At 72.3% G+C, this 24,736-nt stretch carries 22 protein-coding genes and 3 tRNA genes; 5 read left to right on the top strand and 20 right to left on the bottom strand.

Translation table 11 applies throughout. The features are described from left to right. Positions 1–291: 291 nt before the first annotated feature. A complete protein-coding gene (locus tag HCJ92_RS02205) occupies positions 292–2,196 on the bottom strand; it encodes a DAK2 domain-containing protein (protein WP_167931656.1) in 1,905 nt (634 codons plus the stop codon). 267 nt (positions 2,197–2,463) lie between these two features. On the opposite strand from HCJ92_RS02205, the gene rpmB reads away from it, so the two are divergent. Beyond that, positions 2,464–2,649 carry a 50S ribosomal protein L28 gene (gene rpmB / locus HCJ92_RS02210; protein ID WP_103501940.1) on the top strand — a complete coding sequence of 62 codons (186 nt, stop codon included), beginning with the start codon at positions 2,464–2,466 and terminating at the stop codon, positions 2,647–2,649. A gap of 466 nt (positions 2,650–3,115) precedes the next feature. Here rpmB and thiD read toward each other — a convergent pair whose 3' ends face one another. Together thiD and HCJ92_RS02220 are read right to left on the bottom strand one after the other, a co-directional pair. Then, a complete protein-coding gene (gene thiD, locus HCJ92_RS02215; protein WP_167931657.1) occupies positions 3,116–3,943 on the bottom strand; it encodes a bifunctional hydroxymethylpyrimidine kinase/phosphomethylpyrimidine kinase in 828 nt (275 codons plus the stop codon). Beyond that, positions 3,943–4,929 carry a thiamine-phosphate kinase gene (locus tag HCJ92_RS02220; RefSeq protein ID WP_167931658.1) on the bottom strand — a complete coding sequence of 329 codons (987 nt, stop codon included), beginning with the start codon at positions 4,927–4,929 and terminating at the stop codon, positions 3,943–3,945. Before HCJ92_RS02220 ends, thiD begins: the two co-directional genes overlap by 1 nt. 131 nt (positions 4,930–5,060) lie before the next feature. On the opposite strand from HCJ92_RS02220, the gene HCJ92_RS02225 reads away from it, so the two are divergent. Next, complete coding sequence (locus HCJ92_RS02225) at positions 5,061–5,294, top strand: Lrp/AsnC ligand binding domain-containing protein (protein WP_167931659.1); 234 nt, start codon at positions 5,061–5,063, stop codon at positions 5,292–5,294. 19 nt (positions 5,295–5,313) lie between these two features. After that, the gene (locus HCJ92_RS02230; RefSeq protein WP_167931660.1) at positions 5,314–5,907 is read left to right on the top strand and encodes a DUF3515 family protein; all 594 of its coding nucleotides are present in this window, start codon (positions 5,314–5,316) and stop codon (positions 5,905–5,907) included. A gap of 301 nt (positions 5,908–6,208) precedes the next feature. On the opposite strand, the gene HCJ92_RS02235 is transcribed toward HCJ92_RS02230, so the two are convergent. From HCJ92_RS02235 to HCJ92_RS02245, 3 genes are all read right to left on the bottom strand, one after another. After that, positions 6,209–7,351 (bottom strand): D-alanine--D-alanine ligase family protein, encoded by a 1,143-nt coding sequence (locus HCJ92_RS02235; RefSeq protein ID WP_167931661.1) that lies wholly within the window; start codon positions 7,349–7,351, stop codon positions 6,209–6,211. Positions 7,352–7,557: 206 nt separating this feature from the next. After that, positions 7,558–8,508, bottom strand: coding sequence for an NAD(P)H-dependent glycerol-3-phosphate dehydrogenase (locus HCJ92_RS02240; protein WP_245240493.1), 951 nt, complete (start codon positions 8,506–8,508; stop codon positions 7,558–7,560). Between the two features lie 50 nt (positions 8,509–8,558). After that, positions 8,559–9,395 (bottom strand): 1-acyl-sn-glycerol-3-phosphate acyltransferase, encoded by an 837-nt coding sequence (locus HCJ92_RS02245; protein ID WP_167931663.1) that lies wholly within the window; start codon positions 9,393–9,395, stop codon positions 8,559–8,561. Positions 9,396–9,604: 209 nt separating this feature from the next. On the opposite strand from HCJ92_RS02245, the gene cofC reads away from it, so the two are divergent. Continuing rightward, positions 9,605–10,270: a 2-phospho-L-lactate guanylyltransferase gene (cofC, locus tag HCJ92_RS02250; RefSeq protein WP_167931664.1), complete on the top strand. Its 666-nt coding sequence runs from the start codon at positions 9,605–9,607 to the stop codon at positions 10,268–10,270. On the opposite strand, the gene HCJ92_RS02255 is transcribed toward cofC, so the two are convergent. From HCJ92_RS02255 to leuC, 5 genes are all read right to left on the bottom strand, one after another. Beyond that, on the bottom strand, positions 10,242–10,439 hold the full coding sequence (locus HCJ92_RS02255) for a hypothetical protein (protein ID WP_167931665.1): 198 nt from the start codon (positions 10,437–10,439) through the stop codon (positions 10,242–10,244). The genes cofC and HCJ92_RS02255 overlap by 29 nt on opposite strands. A 51-nt stretch (positions 10,440–10,490) precedes the next feature. Next, positions 10,491–11,102, bottom strand: a complete 612-nt coding sequence (locus tag HCJ92_RS02260; protein WP_167931666.1) for an HU family DNA-binding protein — start codon at positions 11,100–11,102, stop codon at positions 10,491–10,493. Between the two features lie 125 nt (positions 11,103–11,227). Further along, the gene (locus HCJ92_RS02265) at positions 11,228–11,482 is read right to left on the bottom strand and encodes an SCO5555 family protein (protein ID WP_167931667.1); all 255 of its coding nucleotides are present in this window, start codon (positions 11,480–11,482) and stop codon (positions 11,228–11,230) included. Positions 11,483–12,231: 749 nt separating this feature from the next. After that, complete coding sequence (gene leuD, locus HCJ92_RS02270) at positions 12,232–12,828, bottom strand: 3-isopropylmalate dehydratase small subunit (RefSeq protein WP_167931668.1); 597 nt, start codon at positions 12,826–12,828, stop codon at positions 12,232–12,234. Between the two features lie 5 nt (positions 12,829–12,833). Continuing rightward, positions 12,834–14,264 (bottom strand): 3-isopropylmalate dehydratase large subunit, encoded by a 1,431-nt coding sequence (gene leuC, locus HCJ92_RS02275; protein ID WP_167931669.1) that lies wholly within the window; start codon positions 14,262–14,264, stop codon positions 12,834–12,836. A 207-nt stretch (positions 14,265–14,471) separates the two neighbouring features. Between leuC and HCJ92_RS02280 the strand changes: the two genes are divergently transcribed. After that, on the top strand, positions 14,472–15,203 hold the full coding sequence (locus tag HCJ92_RS02280; protein ID WP_167931670.1) for an IclR family transcriptional regulator: 732 nt from the start codon (positions 14,472–14,474) through the stop codon (positions 15,201–15,203). A 484-nt stretch (positions 15,204–15,687) separates the two neighbouring features. Here HCJ92_RS02280 and HCJ92_RS02285 read toward each other — a convergent pair. From HCJ92_RS02285 to HCJ92_RS02325, 9 genes are all read right to left on the bottom strand, one after another. After that, positions 15,688–15,760: transfer RNA gene (locus HCJ92_RS02285), tRNA-Glu, on the bottom strand. A 31-nt stretch (positions 15,761–15,791) separates the two neighbouring features. Next, a tRNA-Glu gene (locus HCJ92_RS02290) sits at positions 15,792–15,864 on the bottom strand. A gap of 21 nt (positions 15,865–15,885) precedes the next feature. Continuing rightward, positions 15,886–15,957: transfer RNA gene (locus tag HCJ92_RS02295), tRNA-Gln, on the bottom strand. Between the two features lie 1,347 nt (positions 15,958–17,304). Further along, positions 17,305–18,816, bottom strand: coding sequence for a glutamate--tRNA ligase (gene gltX, locus HCJ92_RS02300; protein ID WP_167931671.1), 1,512 nt, complete (start codon positions 18,814–18,816; stop codon positions 17,305–17,307). Beyond that, positions 18,809–19,600 carry a fumarylacetoacetate hydrolase family protein gene (locus HCJ92_RS02305; RefSeq protein ID WP_167931672.1) on the bottom strand — a complete coding sequence of 264 codons (792 nt, stop codon included), beginning with the start codon at positions 19,598–19,600 and terminating at the stop codon, positions 18,809–18,811. The genes gltX and HCJ92_RS02305 overlap by 8 nt, the downstream gene beginning before the upstream one ends. Before the next feature lie 203 nt (positions 19,601–19,803). Continuing rightward, positions 19,804–20,415 carry an ATP/GTP-binding protein gene (locus HCJ92_RS02310; protein WP_167931673.1) on the bottom strand — a complete coding sequence of 204 codons (612 nt, stop codon included), beginning with the start codon at positions 20,413–20,415 and terminating at the stop codon, positions 19,804–19,806. After that, the gene (locus tag HCJ92_RS02315; RefSeq protein ID WP_167931674.1) at positions 20,396–20,881 is read right to left on the bottom strand and encodes a DUF742 domain-containing protein; all 486 of its coding nucleotides are present in this window, start codon (positions 20,879–20,881) and stop codon (positions 20,396–20,398) included. Before HCJ92_RS02315 ends, HCJ92_RS02310 begins: the two co-directional genes overlap by 20 nt. 102 nt (positions 20,882–20,983) lie before the next feature. Continuing rightward, complete coding sequence (locus HCJ92_RS02320) at positions 20,984–21,397, bottom strand: roadblock/LC7 domain-containing protein (RefSeq protein ID WP_167931695.1); 414 nt, start codon at positions 21,395–21,397, stop codon at positions 20,984–20,986. A 10-nt stretch (positions 21,398–21,407) separates the two neighbouring features. Beyond that, on the bottom strand, positions 21,408–24,377 hold the full coding sequence (locus tag HCJ92_RS02325; protein ID WP_167931676.1) for a nitrate- and nitrite sensing domain-containing protein: 2,970 nt from the start codon (positions 24,375–24,377) through the stop codon (positions 21,408–21,410). Positions 24,378–24,736 lie beyond the last annotated feature (359 nt).

Raw genomic sequence — 24,736 nt, forward strand, 5'->3', positions numbered from 1 at the left:
GTGACATCCGGGCGGCGGTGTCACCGGAGGCCCGGCCGCGCGTGGCCGTCCCGTACGGGGCGGGGACGGTCGCACGGGGCGGGGCTGGGCACGACGGGACGGTCGCACGGAGCGAGGCTGGGCACGACGGGACGGTCGCACGGAGCGAGGCTGGGCACGACGGGACGGTCGCACGGAGCGAGGCTGGGCACGACGGGACGGTCGCACGGAGCGAGGCTGGGCACGACGGGGCGGTCGCACGGAGCGGGGACCACGCACGAACAGCGAAGGCAGGAGGGATGCCCCGCCCCGTCACTCCACCCCGATCAGCAGCGGGGACGCCTGGTGCCCGTGAAAGACCACCGTGTCGACGGCGAGACTCGCCCGCCGGACCCGCCGCTCGATGCGGTCCGCCAGCTCGGGGGGTGCTCCCGCCCCGGGGACGAGGGTGACCAGTTCACCTCCGGCAGCGAGCATGCGTTCTACCACGGTCAGGGCGACTTCCGCGAGGTCTCGGCCAATGACCGCGATGTCGCTGTCGATCAGCCCCAGCACGTCGCCGGCCTGACATATCCCGGCGGTGGTCCACGCCTCGCCGGTGGCCACGGAGAGTTCGCCGAAGCGCGTGGCGCCGGCCGCGGCGGTCATGGCGACGACGTCCTCGTCGAACCTGCGCCCCGGCGTGTGGACCGCGAGGGCGGCCAGCCCCTGCACGGGGCTGCGAGTGGGAAGGACCGCGACCCGTACCCCCTCCGCCCGGGCCTGTGCCGCCGCCGCCGCGGCGGCGTGCCGGAGCCTGTCGTCGTTGGGAAGCAATACGACTTCCTGTGCGTGGGCGCGGAGGATCGCTGCTGCCAGCTCCCCGCTGCCGGGGAGTTCGTGCCCGTGGACGATCAGCGTCTGGGCACCGGCCTCGTGGCAGAGCGCCGCGAGACCCGGCCCCGGCACGAGGCCGAGGATCGCGCGGGGAGCGCGTGGTGCGGAACCCGGGGTGCGGCCACCGAGGTGGGTGATCCGGATACGGTGCGGCCGGCCGGCCTCGACACCCACCTCGACCGCGGCGCCCGGGTCGTCGGTGTGGACGTGGACGTTCCAGAGGCCGTCGCCGCCGACGACCACGAGCGAGTCGCCCACCTTCTCCAACCGGGACCGGAGCCGGTCGAGAGCGGTCGCGTCCGTTTCGAGGAGGTAGATGACCTCATGGCTCGGGCCGACCGGTCCACGCGAGGCCGGGAAGGCGTCCGCGGCGGTGGCCCCGACCGTTTCGTGCAGCGCTGCGCCGGTGTCGTCGCCGGTCTCCGGCGGCGCGGGGCAGAGCACCGGTGCACCGTGCGGGGCGGCACCGTGCCCCGACGGGGCCTGGACGTGGTCGTACGGGGCGCCGTGGACCTCCCCCCGTGGCGACCCGGGGGTGGCGCCGGAGGCCGGTCCCGGCTGGGCCCCGTGTCCGGGGTGCGGGCGGGCCCCGTGGGCGCCTACGCCGTCGTCCTCCTCGCCGGAACGGGCGGCCGCCGCCCCGTGCGGGGAACCGCCGGCCCGCCGCGCGGGCGTCGCGTCCCTGCCGAGGCCATGGTGCGGACGCCGATTCGGGGCCCGTCCCACCACCGCCGCGTCCAGCGCGGCGAGGATCGCCACCAGGCCCCGACCGCCGGCGTCCACGACGCCGGCCGCGGCCAGCACCTGGAGCTGGTCAGGGGTGGCGACCAGCGCGGCCTGCGCGGCGGTGTGGGCGGCGGCGGTCACGTCGGAGAGGTCGGCGAGTTCACCGGCGGCGCCCTCCGCGGCGAGGGCAGCGGCCGCGGCGACGGTCAGGATGGTGCCCTCCATGGGGCGGGCGACCGCCCGGTAGGCAGCGTCGGAGGCGGCTCGCAACGCCCGGGCGAGGTCGGCCGGCCGGACCGGGCCCTCGTTCTCGGCGAGCACGTGCGCGATGCCGCGCAGCAGTTCCGCCAGGATGGTCCCGGAGTTGCCGTGGGCGCCGATCAGCGCTCCGTGCGCCATGGAGTGGGCCACTTCGGCGAGGGTGGGGTCGCCCCCTGCCGCCGCCTCGACAGCCTGGGTGGCGGACTCGACCGTCAGGTACAGGTTGGTGCCGGTGTCGCCGTCCGCGACCGGGTAGACGTTGATCGCGTCGATCGACTCACGTGCCTGCCCCAGGTCGTCGAGGGCGTACCGGCACCAGCGACGGATCGCCGCGGCGTCCAGCGGTCGGGGCACGTTTCGGACCTCCTGAGCGGGGAGCTGGGACGTTCGCACCCTATGTCGAGCCACGTCCGTGGCGGTGCGGAAGACCCTGCACGCCAGGCCGGTTTTCACGCCCGGGAGACTCCGGGGTATGCTGCTCCGGTTGCCTGACTTCCGTCAGGCTGACCTCCTGGCGCCGAAGCGTCGGACCCCTGGGTCCGCGCGGTCGATCACGTCGGGCCCAAGCGTACGTCTTCCGTCACCCCGCAGCGCGGGGATGACCCGTCTTTGGAGTGACCCGTGGCTGCCAACTGCGATGTCTGCGGCAAGGGGCCGGGCTTCGGCAACAGCATTTCCCACTCGCACCGCCGCACCCCCCGCCGTTGGAACCCCAACATTCAGCGGGTGCGTGCGAAGGTGAACGGGACGCCGAAGCGCCTCAACGCCTGCACCTCGTGCATCAAGGCCGGCAAGGTCACGCGCTGACCCGGTGATTCTCCGCTGCGGCGGGGAACGGGTCCGGCGCAGCCTGCGGCTGTCAGGCCGGTCCGCCTCTGGCGGGCCGGCCTTTCGTATGCCCTCGAACAGGCGGCGACGCCCGAGCGCGGGCGCTCCACCCGGCGCCTGGACTTCGGATGCCGGACGCAGGGTGGCGGCGGGGGCCGGCGCGACGGACGGCGCGACGGGGCAGGAGCGCGGCCGATCGCCCCGTCGGCCTGTGTGGTCGCCCTGTCGTCCGCGTGAACGCGCGGTCGGCCGGTGGCCCGCAGGAGCCGGCCGTCGAAGCCCGGTGGTCGGGACGGCCTGGACGGTGTGCCTTCCGGCTGCGGACGGCGCCGCGCGGCCCCGTCCCACCGGCCCCCGAGCGGGGCGGCGCACCTCCGGGACGCGGAACGGCGGCCTCGGGCCGACCGGACTCTCCGAAGACTCCGTCGGTCCGTAGCAACCCGCGTCAGCCGGGCCCGTTCGTCCCGCCGTCCGCGCGGCGGGTGAGGTGGCCGTGGTCGACGGGGCCGATCCCGCCGCCGAGGGCGAATCCGGCGGCGATCGCGCCCGTGACGTACTCTTTCGCCCGTGCGACGGCCTCCGGCACCGTGCTGCCGGTGGCCAGACCGGCGGCGATGGCGGAGGCCAGCGTGCAGCCCGTGCCGTGGGTGTGACGGTTGTCGAGCCGGGGCGCACGGAGCCAGTGTTCGGCGCTGCCGTCCGTCAGCAGGTCCACGGCGTCGCCGGGCAGGTGCCCGCCCTTGATCAGCGCCCAGCGCGGGCCGAGCGCGAGAACGGCCGCAGCCGCCGCGCGGAGCCCTTCCTCGTCGGCCACCGCGATACCGGTGAGTTGGGTGACCTCGTCGAGGTTGGGCGTGGCGACCGTCGCCACCGGAAGCAGAAGGTGACGGACTGCATCCAGGGCGTCATGGGCGAGGAGCGCGTCGCCGTGCTTGGAGACCCCTACAGGGTCCACGACCACCGGGACGTCGACGGACGCCAGGAGGTCCGCGACGGTCTCGACGAGTTCCGCCGACGCGAGCATCCCGGTCTTCACCGCCTGGGCCCCGATGTCGTCCACGACCGCCCGGAACTGTGCCACCACGGCTGTCGCGGGGAGGGGCCAGGCGCCTTGGACGCCCAGCGAGTTCTGGGCCGTGACCGCGGTGATGACGCTCATGCCGTGGGTGCCGAGCGCGAGCATGGTCTTGAGGTCGGCCTGGATTCCCGCGCCTCCGCCGGAGTCGGACCCTGCGACGGTGAGGACACGGGGCGGAGCGGGGCGGCCCGGCATCAGGCCCCGTCCACGGCGACGGGGCTGTCGGCGTCACCGAAGTGGTCCCAGCCCCCGGCGGCGTCCCACGGGGCGTCGTCCACGGTGACACGGGGCAGCGCGGACGGGTGCCTCACCTCGCCGATGCGCCGCCAGCGCGCGGGCAGTTTCGTCTCGGGCGGGAAGCTGGCCACCAGCGCGTGGTCCTCGCCCCCGGTCAGGACCCACTGCAGCGGGTCCACCCCGACCGCGCTGCCGATGTCACTCATCTGTGCGGGGACGTCGAGGTCCCCGGAACGGATGTTGATCCGTACCTTGCTGGCCTGGGCGATGTGGCCGAGGTCGGCGAGCAGACCGTCGCTGACGTCGGTCATGGCGGTGGCACCGAGCTCGGCGGCGAGCGGGCCGGCGGGGTAGGGCGGCTCGGGCCGGCGATGGGCCTCCACGAAGGCACGCGGGGAGCGGAAGCCGCGGGAGAGCACCGCGTTCCCGGCAGCCGACCAGCCGAGCCATCCTGTCACGGCCACGACGTCACCGGGGCGTGCTCCGGACCGGGTGACGGGCTCCCTGCTGCGAAGGTCGCCCAGGGCCGTGATCGACACGGTGATGAGGTCGCCGCGGACGACGTCCCCGCCTGCGACACCGGCCCCTGCGACGCCGCACTCGTCGCGAATGCCGTCCATGAGCTCGATCGGCCAGGTGGCGGCCAGGTCTGCGGGGACCACCAGCCCCAGGAGCACCGCGGTCGGCACGGCACCCATGGCCGCGATGTCCGCCAGGTTCTGCGCGGCAGCCTTGCGGCCGACGTCGTAGGCGGTGGACCAGTCGCGGCGGAAGTGCCGACCCTCGAGGAGGATGTCGGTGGTCGCGACGACGCGGCGGTCGGGGGCCGCCACGACCGCCGCGTCGTCGCCGGGGCCGAGTCGCACGGCCGGCGCGGTGGTGATCCGGGAGGTCAGTTCCCTGATCAGACCGAACTCCCCGAGTTCGCCCACGGTGCCCCTCACTCAGCTCTCCTCATGTCGTGTCCCGCGAACGCGCGTCAACCCGCTGCGATCGGCGTCCGGTCCTGTCCCGGCGGCAGGGGGTGACGCGCTACGGTAGCGCCCCCGTTCCTCGAAGCCGCCCAGGAGGACCCGTGGTACAGGCCTACATTCTGATCCAGACCGAGGTGGGTAAGGCATCCACCGTGGCCGATGTCATCTCCAGGATCGACGGGGTGGTGCAAGCCGACGATGTCACCGGCCCCTACGACGTGATCGCACGGGCCGAGGCTCCCAGCGTGGACGAGCTGGGACACCTGGTGGTCGCCCGCGTGCAGCGTGTACCGGGGATCACCCGCACGCTGACCTGCCCCGTGGTGCACCTCTGACCCCTCGTATGATCGCCCGGTGACCTCTACCGTACGCCGCCGCCCGCTGCGGGCACTCGCCCTGTCGCTGCCGGTGGCCGCGCTCGTCGCGGCGTGCGGCTCCCCTGGGGAGCTCTCCGTCGAGGAGCCGCGACCGACCGGCGACGGGGCGGAGGTGTGCGAGGCGGTCATGGCTGCCCTGCCGGCCGCGGTGGAGGGCCAGGAGCCCCGTGACGTGGCGGGCCCGGCGCGGTTCACGGCCGCATGGGGCGACCCGGCGATCGTCCTGCGGTGCGGAGTGGAACGCCCCCGGGCGCTGGCCCCGGGCAGCGACTCGTACAACCCGATGTCGGACGCCGTCATGGTCGACGACGTCTCCTGGCTGCTGGAGGAACGGGAGAGCGGCGGCTACCTCTTCACCACGACCGAGCGGACCCTGTTCGTCGAGGTCGACGTCCCGGACAGCTACGCCCCCGAGGTGAACGTCCTGGTGGACGTCGCGGAGGCGCTGCACACGCATCTCCCCTACGACCCGCTGTGGGAGAGCTACTACGACCACCCGCACGGGGCGGGGTCAGCCGGGCAGCGCGGCGCCGAGACCGAGGGCGCCGACCCGGGGCACGAGGGCCACTAGGTCCTGTCGAGTAGCGCCGATGAGGCCCGCGGTGTCCGGTGCGGTGGCTCGCACGGCGGAGCGTCGCAGCTCGTACCCGCCGTACTCGCGTGATGCGCCGACGCGGCGAGATGCCGTGCCAGGCGCCGCGGGCCAGGCGGGATCTACCGGACAGGACCCGGCACGGCCCAGCGGCGACGCGCTCCGGCCGCACGAGGCGGTCTGCGGGCCGGGGACGCGCCGCATGGGGCGGTGGCGTCCGCACTCCGCGGCATCCCGGCCCGGGCCGGTCGGAGGGGGCGCCGATGCGGTGGGCCGGCGGTCAGCGCAGTCCAGCGCTGCGCCCGAGCGCGGTGACGATGAGGTGGTCGACGAGCTGCTCGTAGCTCATCCCGCTCTGTTCCCACATCCGGGGGAACATCGAGATCGGGGTGAACCCCGGCAGCGTGTTCACCTCGTTGATGACCAGGCTGCCGTCCTCCTGGAGGAAGAAGTCGGCACGGGCCAACCCCTCGCACGACAAGGCCTCGAAGGCACGGACGGCGAGCTCGCGGACCCGAGCGGTCTGCTCCTCGGAGAGCGCGGCGGGCACGATCCCCTGGGCGGAGTCGATGTACTTCGCCTCGAAGTCGTAGAAGTCGTACCCGGAGACCGGGGGGATCTCGGCGGGCACGCTGGCGCGCGGACCGTCCTCGAACTCCAGGACCCCGCACTCGATCTCGCGACCGCGCAGCAGCGTCTCCACGATCACCTTGGGGTCGTGGCGCTGCGCCTCCTCGATGGCCGCGTCGAGGGCCCCGGGGCCCTCGACCTTGCTGATCCCCATGGAGGACCCCGCGCGGGCGGGCTTCACGAACAGCGGCCAGCCGTAACGTTCCGCCAGGCCGAGCACGCGTTCGCGGGCCGCCTCGGGTTCCTTGCGGAGCTCCGCGGGGCGCAGCACCTCGTAGGGGCCGACCGGGAGGCCGAAGGAGGTGAAGACCCGCTTCATGTACTCCTTGTCCATGCCGACCGCGGAGGAGAGGACACCGCACCCCACGTAGGGCACGCCGGACAGTTCGAGCAGTCCCTGGAGCGTCCCGTCCTCGCCGTAGGGGCCGTGGAGCACCGGGAACACGACGTCGACCTCGCCGAGCGCCTTGGGGACGGCTCCCGGCTCGGTGTAGATGACCTCGCGACCGCCGGCGTCCATCGGCAGCAGCACCGATCCGGACTCCGAGTCGGTGAGGTCGGAGACGGCGGGGAGGCGACGGTCGGAGATGGCCATCCGGTCCGGGTCGTCGGCGGTCAGGGCCCAGCGGCCGTCCGCGGTGATCCCGACCGGCAGCACTTCGTAGCGCTCGCGGTCGATGGACCGCAGCACTGCGCCGGCCGTGACCACCGAGATGGCGTGCTCGGAGCTGCGACCGCCGAACACGACGGCGACGCGAGGCTTGGGGCTCTGGGGGGAGTGCTGGCTGCTCATATCGGTTCGAGATTACCTAACGGCGCGATGGGCGATAAGACGCCTCACCGTACTCGGCCTTGGGTACGCGGCTCGTGACCTGTCCGGGGTAACCGGGCCGGTGCGGCCGGAGCCGGTCGCACGGGGCGCGCCCTCGCCGCTCCGGCCGTCCAGGCGCGTGCCGAGAGGGACGGCGCGTCCCCCCAGGGGGCGGCACCGTCCGCGCCTCAGCCCCCCTCGGCCTTGGCCGATCGCGCCATGAGCTCCTGGAGAGCCACCTTGGGCGAGGTGCCGCGGTGGACGATGTTCACCACGGTCTCGGTGATCGGCATTTCCACACCGTTGCGTCGGGCGAGGTCGAGCACGGAGCGGCAGGACTTGACGCCTTCAGCCGTCTGCCTGGTCGCGGCCCGTGCCTCGTCGAGCGTCATGCCCCGGCCGAGGCTGGTCCCGAAGGTGTTGTTGCGGGACAACGGGGACGAGCAGGTCGCGACGAGGTCTCCCATCCCCGCCAGGCCGGCGAAGGTGGTGGGGTCCGCCCCCATCGCGAGGCCGAGCCGGCTCGTCTCCGCGAGGCCCCGTGTGATCAGGGACGCCTTCGTGTTGTCGCCCAGCCCCATGCCGTTGGCGATGCCGACGGCGAGTCCGATGACGTTCTTCACGGCACCGCCCAGTTCGCAACCGATGACGTCGGTGTTGGTATAGGGCCGGAAGTACGAGGTGTGGCAAGCGTGTTGGAGGCGACGGGCGACGTCTGGGTCGGCGCACGCCGCGACGGCCGCCGCGGGCTGCCGGGCGGCGACCTCCATCGCGAGGTTGGGGCCGGTCAGCACCGCGACCCGAGTGGCGGGCACATCGGCGACCTCCTGGATGACCTCGCTCATCCGCTTGGCGGTACCGAGCTCGACCCCCTTCATCAGGGAGACCAGCACTGCGTCGTCGGCCAGCAGCGGGCGCCAAGCGGCCAGGTTCTCCCGCAGGGTCTGCGACGGGACGGAGAGTACGACGAACTCCGCGCCGGCGAGAGCCTCGGCCGGGTCGGTCGTCGCGCGGACCCCGTCCGGGAGGACGACACCGGGCAGGTACTCGGCGTTGATCCGGGTCCTGTTGACCGTCTCCGCGATCTCCGGCCTGCGGGCGCAGAGGGTCACGGCACACCCCGCGTCGGCGAGGACCATGGCGAAGGCGGTGCCCCAGGAGCCGGTACCCAGGACGGCGACACGGCGGTTCACTCGCCTGCCTCCCGGTGCTGCGTCGCGGGCGTCGGGCCGGCGACCACGGGGTCGGCCGCCACGGGGCGCTCGCCGGGGGCCGCGCCGAGCGGCGGCGTCGGGTCGCCCGCGGGCGCGCCGTGGGGCTCGCGGCGGCGTTCGTGGCGCCTGGCGGGAGGTGCCTCGGACCGCACCTCGGCGAGGAGCGCGGTGATGGCGGCCATGATGCGCTCCGTGGCCTCCGCCAGGACCTCCGCCGTCGGCTCCCTGTCGTAGAGGTCGGTCAGCTCCACGGGGGCGCCGGCCACGACGGTGAGCGTCTTGCGCGGGAACAGCCGGACCTTCTTCTCCCGCGCGTAGGGCGGGACAGCCTCGTGCGCCCCCCACTGCGCCACGGGCACCACCGGGGCGTGGGTGAGCAGGGCGACCCGCGCCGCGCCGGTCTTCCCCTCCATCGGCCACAGGTCGGGGTCACGCGTCAGGGTGCCCTCGGGGTAGAACGCCACGCACTCACCGGCGTGCACCGCGTCCACGGCCGCCTTGAACGCCCCCGCCGCGTCGGCCGTCTCCCGGTAGACGGGGATCTGGCCGGTGCGCCGCATCATCATGCCGACGAATCCGGAGCGGAACAGTCCCACCTTCGCCAGGAACCGCGGTACGCGACCGGTGTTGTACTGGTAGTGGGCGTAGGAAAGCGGGTCCAGATAGGAGTTGTGATTGACGGCGGTGAGGAATCCGCCGACCTCCGGGATATTCTCCGTTCCGCGCCAGTCCCGCTTGAACAGGACCAGCATCGGCGGTTTCACCAGACAGGCGGCAAATCGATAGCTGAAGCCGATTCTGCGGCGGGACACTCGGGCACCATCTCCTCGGACACTGCTGCGGCGATCTGCCGCGGACAGCCGCACAAGTGTCGCCCCCGGCTCCTGGGCTGTCCAGCAGATCGTCTCATCACCGCGACCGCGCGTCGGACCCCAGGGGGACGGTGCGTTCCGCGGGGTCGGCAGGTGACTCGTTACCGGAGGGTAGACAATGGCGTGATCGCCGACACGAGGGGGAGCCGATGACCGGCGGCTGGGCCGTGGTGATGCCTGTGAAGCGGCTGGGCGGCGCCAAGACGAGACTGGCCGACACCACCGGCGAGGAGCTGCGGCCGGCGCTCGCCCTCGCGTTCGCTGAGGACACGCTGGCAGCCGTGCTGGAGTGCCCGGCGGTGTCGTCGGTCACCGTGGTCACCGACGACGAGGTGGTCGGGGCCGCGCTGTCGCGCCTGGGCGCCGGGGTGGTTCCCGACAGCCCGCGCGGTGGGCTCAACGCGGCGGTGGAACACGGTGTGGGGGCGGTCCGCGTCGACCGGCCCGGGGCGCCCGTGGCCGCTCTCAACGCGGACCTGCCGGCACTGCGCGCGGCCGAGCTGGGTCGGGTGCTCGACGAGGCCGAGGTCGCGCCCCGCAGTTTCCTGGCCGACGCGGCGGGAACGGGGACGACGCTCCTGGCGGTATTGCCGGGCGTGGAGCCGGCGCCGGGGTTCGGGCCCGCCTCGCGGATGCGGCATCGCGCGTCGGGCGCCGTGGAGCTGATGCCCGCGGATGTGGAGAGTGTGCGCCAGGACGTGGACACCGGCGAGGACCTGCTGGTGGCGATCGCGTTGGGCGTGGGGCCCCGAACGGCGCGGAGCACCCACCGGCTGGGGACGGGCTTCAGAAGGTCTGCAGCGTCACACAGCTGACGCGGCCGTCCTCCGGGTCGCGCTCGACGCGGACCCGCTGACCCGGCCGGAGCAGCAGGAGGCCCCCGGCGTCGAACGCGGCCCGGTCGAACTCCAGCGGCGTGCCGTCGTCGAAGAGCACGCTGCCGGTGCGGGTCTCGGCGTCGAAGGTGTGAGCGGTGGCCTGCATGAGCCGAGCCTAACGGCTCGGGCCATGCAGGTCACCGCCTGCTCCGGCGCCTCACTTGCGTCGCGCCGGGGCCTTCTTGGCTGTGGTCTTGCGACCGGCCGCCTTCTTGGCGGGTGCCTTCGTCGCGATCGCGCGTCGGGCGGGCGCCTTCTTCGCGGTGGTCTTCTTCGCCGCGGTCTTGGCAGTCCCCTTCTTCGCCGTCGCCTTCTGGGCGGTGGTCGACTTCTTCGCTGCCGTGGTCTTCTTCGCTGCCGCCTTCTTGGTGGTGGCCTTGGCCACCGTCTTCTTCGCGGCGGCCTTCTTGGTCGTCGCCTTCTTGGTAGAAGTACCACCGGAGAGGCTGCCCTTGGGGGCCTTCTTCACGGCGACGTCGTTCTTCGGCAGTTTCTTGGTTCCGGCGACCAGATCCTTGAAGCCCTGGCCGGCGCGGAATCGCGGCACCGAAGTCTTCTTGACGCGCACGCGTTCACCGGTCTGGGGGTTGCGCGCGTACCGGGCCGGACGCTCGACCTTCTCGAACGAGCCGAAGCCGGTCACCGAAACCCGCTCGCCGGACACCACCGCACGGATGATCGCGTCGAGCACGATGTCGACGGCCTCCGCGGCCTGCTGACGGCCACCGAGCTTGTCGGCAATCGCTTCAACGAGCTGTGCCTTGTTCACGTCTTCCCCTTCGGAGGCGGTGCTGGAACGAATGTGCTCAAGCTTTTTCGCACGTTAGGCAGATATATACAGCAAATCAAACCTGAAACGGGCGAATCACCCTCGTGTCGCAACGAACTCGACCGTCACGGACTCGCGTCACCCTCGCCCCGCGACTGCCCCTCGACGGGTCGACCGGGGTCGAGTTCCGCGATGAAGCGATCGAGGCGACGAACCGCGCTCGGCAGGTCCTGCTTGGTCGCTGCCGTGATGACGAGAAGGCGTCGCACCAGTGCGCGCCGCTCGTCTTCGGTGACGTTCAACGAGCGCACTGCGGCGTGCGCGTATTTCAGCCGTGCGGCGACGAGGTCGTACAGCTCGAGTTGACCGTCGCGTTCCATGCACCAATTGTGCCACTGGGGGCGAGTTGTCGCGGCTCCGGCCCCCAAGTGGGTGTCGGGACGACGGTGTCACGCCTGCGAGCCGGGTGGCAACTGACCGCGCCGTGGCAGTTTTCTGACGGTTCGTCAGTTCGTCGCACTGGCCGAAAATGCTACGCGGAGCCGCTGTTCGACAACGGGGCGCTCCTGTTCCCACCGGAGGGGCAGCACACCGGAGCGCGACACCACCGGGGCCGGGCGAGCAGTGCGCGGGGCAGGGTGGAGGGCAGCGTCCCGGACCCCCGCTGCCCGCACGGCGCCGCCGCCCCAGGGGCTCCTTCCGGGGGCCCGCGACCTCGTGACCACGAGGGCGGCCGGCGCCGTCGACGACGACGGCCGAGCCGCCCCGGTGGAGCTCCCGACGGGTTCCCGGGCACGGCGGCGGAGTTCACCCGGTTGGCCGGGGCCCGGGGCGGACGGCGCTGTGGACCAGCGCCACGGGCCGACAGCGGCCATGACTGCGACCGTCGACGGCGTCCTCCGTCGCACACCGCACGTGAGCTCCGCACGGCCCGGCCGGGGTTCGGGGGCGCGGTCGGAGCGACGGCACGGGGCCGCCGAGGCGCGGCGCGGAGCGGCCCGGGAGGCTTGCTGGGGGCCGAACAGTGGTACGGCAGTGGAGAGCCCCGTGCGGGTGCCGAGTTCGACTCGACACCCGCACGGGGCTCGTACGGGGCGGCGGCGCCCCTACCTCTACGGTGTCCCGACCCTCAGGCGGTGAGGGTACGGGGCTTGAACGACGGACGGGCCGCCTCGTACGCGGCGATGTCGTCCTCCTGGCGCAGCGTGAGGCTGATGTCGTCCAGCCCTTCCAGCAGTCGCCAGCGGGCGTTGTCGTCCAGGTCGAACGACTCCCGGAACGAGGGCCCGCAGCGCACCTCTCGGGCGACGAGGTCGACCGTGATCTCGGTGGTCGGGTCGGCCTCAACCGCCTGCCAGAGGGTGTCGACCGCCGACTGCGGCAGGACGACTGTGAGCAGCCCGTTCTTCAGCGAGTTGCCACGGAAGATGTCGGCGAACCGAGGAGAGATGACCGCGGCGAACCCGTAGTTCTGCAGTGCCCATACCGCGTGCTCGCGGGAGGAGCCCGTCCCGAAGTCGGGGCCCGCCACCAGGACCGATGCGCCCGCACGCTCCGGTTTGTTCAGCACGAACTCCGGGTCGCGGCGCCACGCCTCGAAGAGCCCGTCCTCGAACCCATCGCGCGTCACCTTCTTCAACCAGTGAGCGGGGATGATCTGGTCGGTGTCGACGTTGCTGCGGCGCAGCGGAACCGCACGTCCGGTGTGCGTGGTGAAGGCTTCCATCGTGATCAGACTCCCACGGGCTGTGCTGCGTCGGTGGTCTCGAGGTCGGCGGGCGAAGCCAGGTGGCCGGTGACAGCGGTCGCGGCTGCGACCTGCGGCGAGACCAGGTGGGTTCGGCCGCCCTTGCCCTGCCGTCCCTCGAAGTTGCGGTTGGAGGTGGAGGCGGAACGCTCCCCCGGCGCGAGCTGGTCGGGGTTCATCCCCAGACACATCGAACACCCGGCGTGGCGCCACTCGGCACCCGCGGCGGTGAAGACCCGATCCAGCCCCTCGGCCACCGCCTGGAGCGAGACCCGTACCGACCCGGGTACCACGAGCATGCGAACGCCGTCCGCGACGGAGCGGCCCTCGATGACGGCCGCCGCGGCCCGCAGATCCTCGATGCGCCCGTTGGTGCAGGAACCGACGAACACGGTGTCGACAGCGATGTCCCGGAGAGGTTGGCCGGCGGTGAGGCCCATGTACTCCAGGGCCTTCTCCGCGGCGAACCGCTCGCTGGGGTCGTCGAAGGACCCCGGGTCCGGCACGACCTCCGACAGCGGTGCGCCCTGTCCGGGGTTGGTCCCCCAGGTCACGAACGGGGCCAGCTCGGCGGCGTCGATGACCACCTCGTGGTCGAAGACCGCGTCGTCGTCGGTACGGAGGGTGCGCCAGTAGTCGACGGCGGCCTCCCGGTCGGCACCGTCGGGGGCGTGGTCACGGCCCTGCAGGTAGGCGAAGGTCGTCTCGTCGGGTGCGATCATGCCGGCGCGGGCACCCGCCTCGATCGACATGTTGCAGATGGTCATCCGGGACTCCATCGAGAGCTTCTCGATGGCCTCGCCCCGGTACTCGATGACGTATCCCTGGCCACCGCCGGTGCCGATCCGCGCGATGATGGCGAGGATCAGGTCCTTGGCGGTCACCGCGTCGGGCAGCTCGCCGGTGACGGTCACGGCCATGGTGCGGAAGGGCGCCATGGGCAGCGTCTGGGTGGCCAGCACGTGCTCGACCTGGCTGGTGCCGATGCCGAAGGCGAGCGCCCCGAACGCCCCGTGGGTGGAGGTGTGGCTGTCGCCGCACACCACGGTCATTCCGGGCTGCGTCAGACCCAGCTGCGGACCCACCACGTGCACCACGCCCTGCTCGTCGTCCCCGAGCGGGTGCAGCCGCACGCCGAAGTCCGCGCAGTTCTTGCGCAGGGTCTCCAGCTGGGTGCGCGAGACCGGGTCCGCAATGGGCTTGTCGATGTCCAGCGTGGGCGTGTTGTGATCCTCGGTCGCGATCGTCAGATCGGTCCGGCGCACAGTTCGGCCGCCCTTGCGCAGGCCGTCGAACGCCTGCGGGCTGGTGACCTCGTGAAGCAGGTGGAGGTCGATGTAGAGCAGGTCCGGCTCACCCTCCGCGCGCCGGACGACGTGGTCGTCCCAGACCTTCTCTGCCAGTGTCCGTCCCATCGGAATCCCTCCGGCCCGGTTGTGCTCGGGCCCGCTTCGAGTCGGTGACCGTACCTGTGGCGCCCGTACGGGACCGCCGTCCGTTCCCCTCGCGTGCCGGACGGTGGTCGGCGTCCCGCGTCGGTGCGGGGCGCCCTGCATCCAGGGTGCCGGGGTTTGCACCCAGGCGAGCTTGCGTTTCACAGAGTGAGACGCGAGTATCGTTGCATGGACACATCTCGTGGCGACTCCAGCGGGGTCGGAGTGCTCGACAAGGCAGCCCTGGTGCTGGGTGCCCTCGAGTCCGGCCCCGCGACCCTGGCGGGACTGGTGGCGGCGACCGGACTTGCACGCCCCACGGCGCATCGCATGGCGGTGGCGCTGGAATACCATCGGCTGCTCTCCCGGGACATGCAGGGCCGCTTCGTGCTCGGGCCACGCCTGTCGGAGTTGGCGGCGGCGGCCGGTGAGGACCGGCTGCTCGCCGCCGCGGGGCCGGTCCTCACCCATCTGCGGGACATCACCGGCGAGAGCGCCCAGCTGTACCGGCGCCAAGGCGACATGCGGATCTGCGTCGCGGCGGCCGAGCGGCTCTCCGGACTGCGTGACACCGTCCCCGTCGGCTCGACCCTGCCGATGAAGGCCGGGTCCGCGGCCCAGATCCTCATGGCCTGGGAAGAGCCGGAGCGGCTGCACCACGGGCTCCAGGGGGCGCGTTTCACCGCGACGGCGCTCTCCGGGGTGCGGCGCCGGGGCTGGGCACAGTCCATCGGCGAGCGCGAGCCGGGAGTCGCGTCGGTCTCCGCGCCGGTCCGGGGCCCGTCCAACCGCGTCGTCGCCGCCGTCTCGGTCTCGGGCCCCATCGAGCGGCTCACCCGGCACCCGGGGCGCATGCACGCCAAGGCCCTCATCGACGCCGCGGGCCGGTTGACCGACGCGCTCCGGCGCAGCGGCGGTTGACGCACGCGGCCGACTCCTGACTCGACGCGACGGAGCGGCCGACGCCGTCTGCGGGCTGGCTGGCTGGCTGGGGAGCGCCTGCCCGCCCGTGGATCGCCACGGGGTCGCGGTCGCCGCTCGGATGCCGTCGGGCGCGCGGCGAGCCGGCGGGCTCACGCTCCCAGCGCACCTGCTCGGGAGCGCTGCACCGGTGCGGCGTCCATCGCCTCGGGGCGCGAGCCGGACCGTGGCCAGGAGGCCGTCACCGCGCGACGGTCGTCACGGCGTGAGACGTGTCACCTCGATGGCGCCGGGACGGGATGCCGCCGGGCACGCTGACGGTGCGCACCGGGTGAGCCCCGGGGACCTGGGGGTGGCCTTCCTCTCCCCCGGGGTCTTCCCGTTCTTCGGTGAGGTTCAGCCGCTGAGGCCGTCGCCGGGCGGGCGACACGGCGACACAACGAACTGAGCCCCGCACCGAAGTGCGGGGCTCAGTCCTACCAAGTACCCCCGACCGGATTCGAACCGGCGCTACCGCCTTGAGAGGGCGGCGTGCTAGGCCGCTACACAACGGGGGCATCCAGCTAGTGACCATCGAGACGGTCACCGTACCCCCGACCGGATTCGAACCGGCGCTACCGCCTTGAGAGGGCGGCGTGCTAGGCCGCTACACAACGGGGGCCTTGATCTTGCTGGAAGATCGCTGGGCTACCAGGACTCGAACCTAGACTAACTGAACCAGAATCAGTCGTGCTGCCAATTACACCATAGCCCACCAGAACTTGACTCTTTGCGGAGTCTTCGCTCGGGTCTTCGCCTTGCGGTCCCGGCCCCTTTCGGTTCCGGTTCGCTTGGCGACGGGAAGAACATTACCCGATCGGGGACCGACCGCCAAAACGGGTTCCCCGAAGGGGGATCGAGGCACCGCCGGCGAGCCGCGGGAGACGCTTCCTGAGCCGCACGGGGCGGCGCCGGCGGCCGCGCACCGTCTCCCCGGGCGTGACCTGACCATCGGCGCCGTGGCACCCTCACCGCTGTCTCATCCCTCGTCGCCGCCGAACTGCCCCCGCGCAGCCCGCACAGGGCCGCGCCAGAGCCTTGCGGAGGCGCTGCCGGGAGCCGAGGTCGCCAGGGGTGTCAAGACGGAGCGCGAGCCGCAGCACGCGGGGGCGCATGTCTCGGACGGCCCTCTCGGACCGCCCCGTGCACCGGGCTACCGCCGCACGGGGCGGCCCCGTGCGGGCTCGTACGGGAGGGCACCGTGCGGCGGCAGCCCGGTGCAGGAGAAACGTGGCCGCCACGTGCCGGGCTGTGCGGGGTTCGGCAGGGACACCGCCGCCGCGCAGCCTGTCGAGAACGGCCGGGCCCGCCGGGTCGTTGATCGGTCCCCGCCGAGGAGCGCCGGCGCCGCTGCGTGCGCCCTGGGGTGACCGACGGCCCGGACAGCGCGGGGGGGGGCGGGCGGTCGCCGGTACCGGGGCGGGGAGCAGGGTGGTCCGAGCGCGCGGACAGCGTGGCCCGGGGCCGGCAGGGTCCGGGACGGCGGCCCCGGGCTCCCGCCTTTCGTCGACGCACAACGACCGCCCTCCCGCAGGACGACGACGGGCCTCTGCAGCGCGGTCGGCCGCCGCCGTACCCGCCGCACGGGTGCGGGCCCCGTGCTCGACCGCGACAGCGGGGCAGTTGTCGCGACGGTGGGTCGCACGGGGCGGCCGGAGTCCACCCGAGTCCGGCACGGCAGACGTCGCGAGCACCGGCGACGGGGCATGCGCACGGTTGAAGGGGCCACGGGCCGTGCCGTCCGGGCCGGTGACGCGATGCCCCCGGGTCGGGCGGCCCGGCGGCGCCCGGTGCCACGCACGAGGAACCACCGCACGAGGAACCACCGCACGGGGCGAGCAGCACGCCCCCCGTCCACGGCGCGTCGCCCACGGGGCCGTCACACGCACGGGGCACAGGACACAGGCGGCACGGCTACAGACGGCACGGGGCGGGAGTCCCGCCCACCCCGCCGCGGTGCGGCCATCGGCCGCACCGCGGCCCTGAGCAGCCGTGGCCGCGGGGACTGGGCGGCCGGGAAGTCGGCGGAGCCCCCTGCGTCACCGGACGCTCCGGAGGCCCCTCAGCCCGACGTGGAGAGTTTGGCGAGGGCCGCGTCGATACGGGCGAGCGTGCGGTCCCGTCCAAGGATCTCCAGCGACTCGAACAGCGGGAGGCCGACGGTGCGGCCGGTGACGGCGACCCGCACCGGGGCCTGCGCCTTGCCGAGCTTCAGACCGTGCGCCTCCCCCGCGGCGAGCACCGCGTTCTTCAGCGCCTCCGCCTCCCACGCCGACTCCGCGACGTGTGCCCGCGCGGTGGTGAGCAGCTCCGCCGCCCCCGGCTTCATCGCCTTCTCCCAGGACTTCTCGTCGACGGCCGGCTCCGGCAGGAACAGGAAGTCGACGTTGTCGGTGATGTCCGAGAGCACCGTGAGACGCGTCTGCGCCAGGGGCGCGAGGGCGGCGAACGCCTCGGTGTCGAACTCCTCGGGCTTCCACGGCGCGTACGGGGCGCGCAACCACGGCTCGCAGGCGGCGGCGAATTCGTCCACGGGCAGTTCACGCAGGTGAACGGCGTTGATCGCCTCGGCCTTCTTGAGGTCGAACCGGGCCGGGTTGCCGTTCACGGCGTCGATCTCGAAGGCGTCGGCCATCTCCCGCAGCGTGAAGATGTCGCGGTCCTCGGCGATCGACCAGCCGAGGAGCGACAGGTAGTTGAGCAGCCCCGAGGGCAGGAAGCCCCGCTCGCGGTAGAGGTTCAGCGAGGACTGGGGGTCCCGCTTGGAGAGCTTCTTGTTCCCCTCGCCCATCACGTAGGGCAGGTGGCCGAACTCGGGGACGGCTCCGTCCACGACGCCGATGTCGGCGAGCGCGCGGTAGAGCGCGATCTGCCGGGGCGTGGAGGAGAGCAGGTCCTCGCCGCGCAGCACGTGGGTGATGCCCATCAGGGCGTCGTCCACCGGGTTGACGAGCGTGTAGAGGGGCGCACCGTTGGCGCGGACGATGCCGTAGTCGGGCACGTTGTCCGGCGTGAAGGTGAGCTCGCCGCGCACGAGGTCGGTGAAGGTGATCGTCTCGTCGGGCATACGGAACCGCAGGACGTGGCTGCGTCCCTCGGCCTCGTAGGTGGCACGCTGTTCATCGGTGAGGTCGCGGCAGGCGCCGTCGTAGCCGGACGGCCTGCCCGCGGCGCGAGCCGCCTCCCGGCGCTGGTCCAGCTCCTCGGTGGTGCAGTAGCAGCGGTAGGCGTGGCCCGCCTCCCGCAGCCGGGTGGCGATGTCGGAGTAGATCTCCATGCGCTGCGACTGCCGGTAGGGGCCGTGGGCGCCGGGTGCGGTGCGGCCGGCGTCGAACGGCTCGGGGCCCTCGTCCCAATCGAGGCCGAGCCACCGGAGCGAGTCGAGGAGCTGCTGGTAGGACTCCTCCGAGTCGCGGGCGGCGTCGGTGTCCTCGATCCGCAGGACCAGGGCGCCGCCGTGGTGGCGCGCGAAGGCCCAGTTGAAGAGGGCGGTGCGGATCAGTCCCACGTGCGGGTTGCCCGTGGGAGAAGGGCAGAACCGCACGCGGACGGGGGGCAGGGCTGCGCTAGTCACGCTTCACGACCTTGTTGGTGAGGGTTCCGATGCGTTCGACGGTGACGGCGACCTCGTCACCGACGGTGAGGGGACCGACACCTGCGGGTGTGCCGGTGAGGATGACGTCGCCGGGGAGGAGCGTCATCGCCTCCGAGATGTGGACGACGAGGTCCGTGATGGAGTGCACCATCTCACTGGTGCGCCCCAGCTGCCGCTGTTCCCCGTTGACCGTGCACATGACGGCGAGGTCGCCGGCGGCGTCCAGGTCGATGTCGGTCTCGACCCACGGGCCGAGGGGGCAGGAGGCGTCGAAGCCCTTGGCGCGAGCCCACTGGCCTTCGGCCTGCTGCGCGTCGCGGGCGGTCAGGTCGTTGGCGCAGGTGTAGCCGAGGACGACCTCGGAGACGCGGTCACGCGGGACGCGGCTGCACATGCGGCCGATGACGACCGCGAGCTCGGCCTCGTAGTGCACGTTCTGCGAGAACGTCGGGTAGGGCACGGGGTCGCCCGGACCGACGACGGTGGTCGACGGCTTGAAGAAGACCACCGGGGCCTCGGGGACGGCGTTGCCCAGTTCCCGCGCGTGCTCGGAGTAGTTGCGCGCGGCGGCCACGACCTTGCTCGGCAGGACGGGTGCCAGCAGTCGGACCTCGGAGAGCGGCACCTTGTGTCCGCTGCGGTCGAAGTCGCCGAACGGATGGCCCTTGATCAGTTCGACGAGCTGCCCGCCTTCGTCGGCCGGCTCTCCTTCGATGATGCCGAAACCAACGTTTCCGTCGATGGAGAATCTGGCGATGCGCACGAAAGCTGCTGCCCTTCACTCGGAGGCCGGAGCGCGAACGATGTCGGCGCGCGCCGGGCGGTGCGTCGTTGTGCCGCAACAGGGTATCGGGCCGTTGTCGACCGGCTCACGGCTCCGGGGGCGGACACGACGGCGCCCCCGCCGGTGATGGCGGGGGCGAGCCGGCCGTGCCGGGCACCGGCGGCGCTGCCGCCGGTGGTGGTTCAGCGCAGGCGTGCCATGAGTGCGTGCTCGACCAGCGTGATCAGGGCGGACTTTGCGTCCGACCGGTGCCGCGCGTCCGTCGTGATGATCGGCGCGTCCGGCCCGATCTGCAACGCCTCCCGCACCTCCTCCGGCGAATACGGCTGATGCCCGTCGAACCCGTTCAACGCAATAACGAACGGAAGACCAGAATTCTCGAAGTAATCAACCGCAGGAAAACAATCCGCAAGACGACGCGTATCGACCAGCACCACCGCACCGATCGCACCACGCACCAAATCGTCCCACATGAACCAGAAACGATCCTGCCCCGGCGTACCGAACAGATACAGAATCAGATCCTGATCCAACGTGATACGACCGAAGTCCATCGCCACCGTCGTCGTGGTCTTACCACCGGTATGCGTCAGATCATCGATCCCCGCAGACGCAGACGTCATCACCGCCTCGGTCCGCAGCGGATTGATCTCCGACACAGCCCCCACGAACGTCGTCTTACCCACACCGAACCCGCCCGCGACCACGATCTTCGCCGACGTCGTAGACCGCGCCGCGGCCCCGGAACCTGCCGGAGCCGCACCGCCCCCACCGCTAGAGCTTCCGAAGTCCACTGAGCACCCTTTCAAGCAACGTCACATCAGGCTGACCACCCGGCTCACCCTCATGACCAGGCTGATGAATAGCGACAAGCCCGGCCTCCGCCAGATCGGCGACCAGAATCCGAGCCACACCCAACGGCATCGCCAACAACGCCGAAACCTCGGCAACCGACTTCATCTCGTAGCACAGCTGGCAGATCCGCTGGTGTTCCGGAAGCTGGCCATGGAGCCGGGCGGGTTCGACGCTGGTACTGACCAACGCCTCGATGGCCAACTGGTACCGGGGCCTGGTCCGGCCACCGGTCATCGCATACGGACGCACCAACGGCTGCCGGGGCTCGGTGCGCGGCGGAACACCCTGCCCGCTCCCGGGCCGTGAGCCGCTGGGCGCCGAAGGGAAGTCGAAGTGTCCGGGCCGGCCGCCATGGGTCCGGTCGGGGTGGTCGCCTCCGGAAGATCCGGTCGGGGGCGTCGTCACGTCTCTCTCCTCCTCCTGATGCCGTCGGTGTGGCCGTTGCGCTCTCGCCGTCAAGTGTTATCGCACCTTATGGCGAGGGCGGTCAATCCGCACGGTTGTCTCCTAGTTGAGCAGACTCCCCTGGAGTTCGGCCCGGAGGTCGGGGGTGAGGACGGCACCCGCGCGGTCGACGAGGAGCGCCATCTCGTACCCGACGAGGCCGATGTCGGCGTCCGGGTGGGCGAGCACCGCCAGCGACGAACCGTCCGAGACCGACATGATGAAGAGGAAACCGCGCTCCATCTCCACCACCGTCTGGTTCACCGGACCGCCCTCGAAGATGCGGGAGGCGCCGGCCGTCAGCGAGGTGAGCCCCGAGGCCACCGCCGCCAACTGGTCGGCACGGTCACGCGGGAAACCCTCGGACATCGCGAGCAGCAGACCGTCGGCCGACACCACGACGGTGTGCGACACCCCGGGGGTGCTCTCCACAAAACTGGTGATCAACCAGTTCAGGTTCTGCGCCGCCTGACTCATCGGGCTCACATTAACGCTCCTGATCGTTTACGGGGCCGAAGCCCTCGTGGTCGTTCTCCGCGCGGTCCCTACCGGCACCGCGTCCCTGCCTGACGCCGCGGTGGAGGTCGGTGAGGCGGCCCCGGACATCCTCTGGCGCCCGGGAGACCTGCCGACCGCCAGCCGGCGGCTCGGACCGGGTGTGCTCCACCAGATTGGCTTTCGGTACCCGCCTGGGGAGGCCCGAGCCAGTGGTGTCCGCGGGCTGCGCCTCGCGGTGCGGGCCACGGCCCCACTGCCGGTCCTGCGGCGTCCGGTCCGGGGTTTCCACCGGTCCCTGCCGTCCCTGCCGCTGCGCCCTGTCGTCGGGACGACGTCGGGGTTCGCGACGGGGCAACCCTGCGCCGGTGGTGGGGGTTTGACCCTCCGACACGAGCTCCGCACCGTGAGAGCCTACGCGGTGCGCGGCCCCAGGGGGAGTCGCAGGGTACGCATCCTCACCCTCCGGCCGCCGGTCGGGGGTGGTGTTCGGGTCGCTCGTCGCGGGGTCGAACCGGTGTCGTGCGGCCGGTTCCGGGTGGGTGGCGGGGGTGTGAGGGGGCTGTGTGCCGGGAGTGTCCGGGCCGTATTCCTGGCCGGAATAGGTGCCCTCGGGGACGTTGGTCGCGCCCGTGGCCCCCGGGTGGAGCGGAGCCCCGGGGGACGCTCCGTGCCACCCGTTCCCACCGCCCGGCCGCCACGGAGCGGTGCGGTCCGCGACCGCACCGTGCGCCCCGTGGGCGGTGGCGCCGTCCGGGGTGCCGTGAGGGGTGCCGTCGGGTGACGGAGCGTGGGCGGGTGCTGCCGCCCGGGCGTCGGAGGGCTCCACGACGATGCGGCGTTCACCTCGCCGCAGCGACCGGCCGACGTGGTCCACTGCCTGGCTCTCACCGTAGCGGGAGTCGTCGAAACCGAGCTCGGCGGCGGTTCGCGGGGACGCTTCGACGTCCGGTACGGGGCGTTCGGCGACCACGGGGGAAACGGTGAACCGCTCGTGCGCGTCGTGGGGGGCCGCCCCGTGCCCGCCGTGGGTGATGCCCTCCGGGAGCATCACCAGACAGGTGGTGCCCACCTGCTCACCGGACGGCCGAAGCTGCACGCGGATGCCGTGCTGCTGCGAGAGACGTGCCACGACGAACAGCCCCATGCGGCGGGAGACGTCGAGGTCGGCGACGGGAGGTTCGGCCAGGCGGTGGTTGATCAGCGCGAAGTCCTCGGCCGGCAGCCCCACGCCGCGGTCGTGGATCTCCACCATGACGCGCCCGTCGGGCAGTCGGGTCGCCGTGACGCGGACCCTGGTGTGCGGCGAGGAGAACGACGTCGCGTTCTCCAGGAGCTCGGCCAGCAGGTGGACGAGGTCGGTCACGACCGCCCCGTGGAGCTCGCCCGGGGGCACCCCGACGATGTCGATCCGCTCGTAGTGCTCGACCTCGGAGGCCGCGGCGCGCACCACGTCCAGGAGCGGCACGGGGCGGCTCCAGCTCCGGTCGGGCTCCCGCCCCGCGAGCACCAGGAGGTTGTCGCCGTTGCGGCGCATCCGGGTGGCGAGGTGGTCGAGGCGGAAGAGGTGCTCCAGCTGCTCGGGATCCGCCTCGTTGTCCTCGAGGCCACCGATCAGTTCGAGCTGCCGTTCCACCAGGCTCTGGTTGCGGCCGGCGAGGTTGGTGAACACCGTGTTCACGTTGCCGCGCAGCAACGCCTGTTCGGAGGCGAGCCTGACCGCCTCGCGGTGGACGTGGTCGAACGCTCGCGACACCTCGCCGATCTCGTCCCGGCCCGTGACGCGGATCGGGCTGACCCGGGTGTCCACGCGGCCGGGGTCCGGCTGCGACAGCTGGGACATCAGCGAGGGGAGCCGGTGTTCGGCGACCTCCAGGGCGGCGTCGCGCAACCTGGTCATGTTGCGGCTCATCGCCCGGGCCATCAGACCGGCGATGACGAAGGCGGCGAGCAGAGCGGTGACCGCGAGCGCCGAGTTGGTGATCATGCTGGTGCGGGCGTCCGCCGCGACGGCCCGTGCCTCGTGCACGGCGTCCTCGACGAGCTCCCGCTCCACGTCCCGGTAGGCGTCGAATCGGACGGTGACCGCCTCGAACCACGCGCTCGGGGTGACTCCGGCGTCGGCGAGCCCGGCGCTGCCCGCGTCGGGCTCCACGAGCGCGGCGGCCATCTCCGCCACCGGGTCCTGCCCGCCCTCGCCGGCCGCGGCCAGAGCGCGGTCCAGCCGCGCCACGTCCTCCGGCCGGGCGGCGGAGACGAACTCGTTGCGGGCGATGCGCTCCAGGTGGAGGTACGAACTGAGGGTGACCCGCAGCTGAGCGCGCGCCTCGACGTCCTCGTCCCCCAGCAGGATGTGGGTCCCCAGGGCCCGCTGGAGGGAGCCTGCCGCCTGAGCGAGGGAGATCGCGTAGACCGAGCGGCCGTAGGAGGCGAGGTCGTCGGAGCCGAGGCCCAGCTCGTTGGCGAAGGACATCACCGGATGCTGGATCGCGACGTAGCCCATCTCGGTCTCGGCATCTCCCGATGCGCCGCTCCAGGCGGCCGACCGAAGGTCGTCGAGCCCCGCGGCGGTCTCCGCCACCTCGGCGGCGCGCCGGTCGAGCCGCGCGTCCGACGGGGCGCTCGCGAGGCGCGACTCGAACTCGGCCCGTGCGCGGTCCGTGTGTGCACGGGTCCGCTCCACGACCGGGTCGTCGCTGCTCCCCGACAGGAGCGGCTCCGCGGTGAGGTCCCGCTCGTCAAGAAGTGCGTTGGCGTACGTGGTGGAGGCGCGGACCAGTTCCGCCACGCGCTCCGCACGGTCGGCCCCGCGCCAGGTGTCGTAGTGGGTGTGGACGCGCAGACCGGCGAAGACGAGGGCCACGAGGACCGGGAGGAGGAGGATGGCGTAGAGCCTCGGCGCGACGCGCCAGTTGCGTGGGGCGAGACGGCTGCCGCCCGAAGGGGCGTCCCACTCCCCCACGGGCCGGCCACCAGCGCCGGGAGCGGCCGGGGTGAAGTTTCCGCGCTCCGGTGGTGGCGACGACGTGCCGCCCGGGGTTGTCGCGTGACTGCTGCGCCTCACTCGCCTCACCTCTCGGTCCGGGCCGGGGTCCGGCCGCCGTCGTTTGCGGGTTTCACGGGGATTTCAGCACGGGTGGGCGGGGTGGGCCAATCCCCCGGCATCCCTGCCGTTTCACACCTTTGACTCTCCGGAAATCCGCCATAGCGCATGATCGGCGGAGAAAACGGATTGATCACCGGGCCGTACGGAGGCGAGCGGGCACGGTCGGTTGCGATTCGAGGCCGCATACACGCAGAACCGTTGCGGAGCCGGCCGGC

The organism is Streptomyces spiramenti (assembly GCF_012034385.1).
GTDB lineage: Bacteria > Actinomycetota > Actinomycetes > Streptomycetales > Streptomycetaceae > Streptomyces > Streptomyces spiramenti.

Bases quoted from the DNA above. Each gene is read 5' to 3' on its own strand.
- thiD (WP_167931657.1), bottom strand. From the start codon at position 3,943: ATGCCGGGCCGCCCCGCTCCGCCCCGTGTCCTCACCGTCGCAGGGTCC.
- cofC (WP_167931664.1), top strand. From the start codon at position 9,605: ATGACCGGCGGCTGGGCCGTGGTGATGCCTGTGAAGCGGCTGGGCGGC.
- HCJ92_RS02280 (WP_167931670.1), top strand. From the start codon at position 14,472: ATGGACACATCTCGTGGCGACTCCAGCGGGGTCGGAGTGCTCGACAAG.
- HCJ92_RS02235 (WP_167931661.1), bottom strand. From the start codon at position 7,351: ATGAGCAGCCAGCACTCCCCCCAGAGCCCCAAGCCTCGCGTCGCCGTC.
- HCJ92_RS02265 (WP_167931667.1), bottom strand. From the start codon at position 11,482: ATGGAACGCGACGGTCAACTCGAGCTGTACGACCTCGTCGCCGCACGG.
- HCJ92_RS02320 (WP_167931695.1), bottom strand. From the start codon at position 21,397: ATGAGTCAGGCGGCGCAGAACCTGAACTGGTTGATCACCAGTTTTGTG.
- leuC (WP_167931669.1), bottom strand. From the start codon at position 14,264: ATGGGACGGACACTGGCAGAGAAGGTCTGGGACGACCACGTCGTCCGG.
- HCJ92_RS02240 (WP_245240493.1), bottom strand. From the start codon at position 8,508: ATGGTCCTCGCCGACGCGGGGTGTGCCGTGACCCTCTGCGCCCGCAGG.
- leuD (WP_167931668.1), bottom strand. From the start codon at position 12,828: ATGGAAGCCTTCACCACGCACACCGGACGTGCGGTTCCGCTGCGCCGC.
- HCJ92_RS02255 (WP_167931665.1), bottom strand. From the start codon at position 10,439: ATGCAGGCCACCGCTCACACCTTCGACGCCGAGACCCGCACCGGCAGC.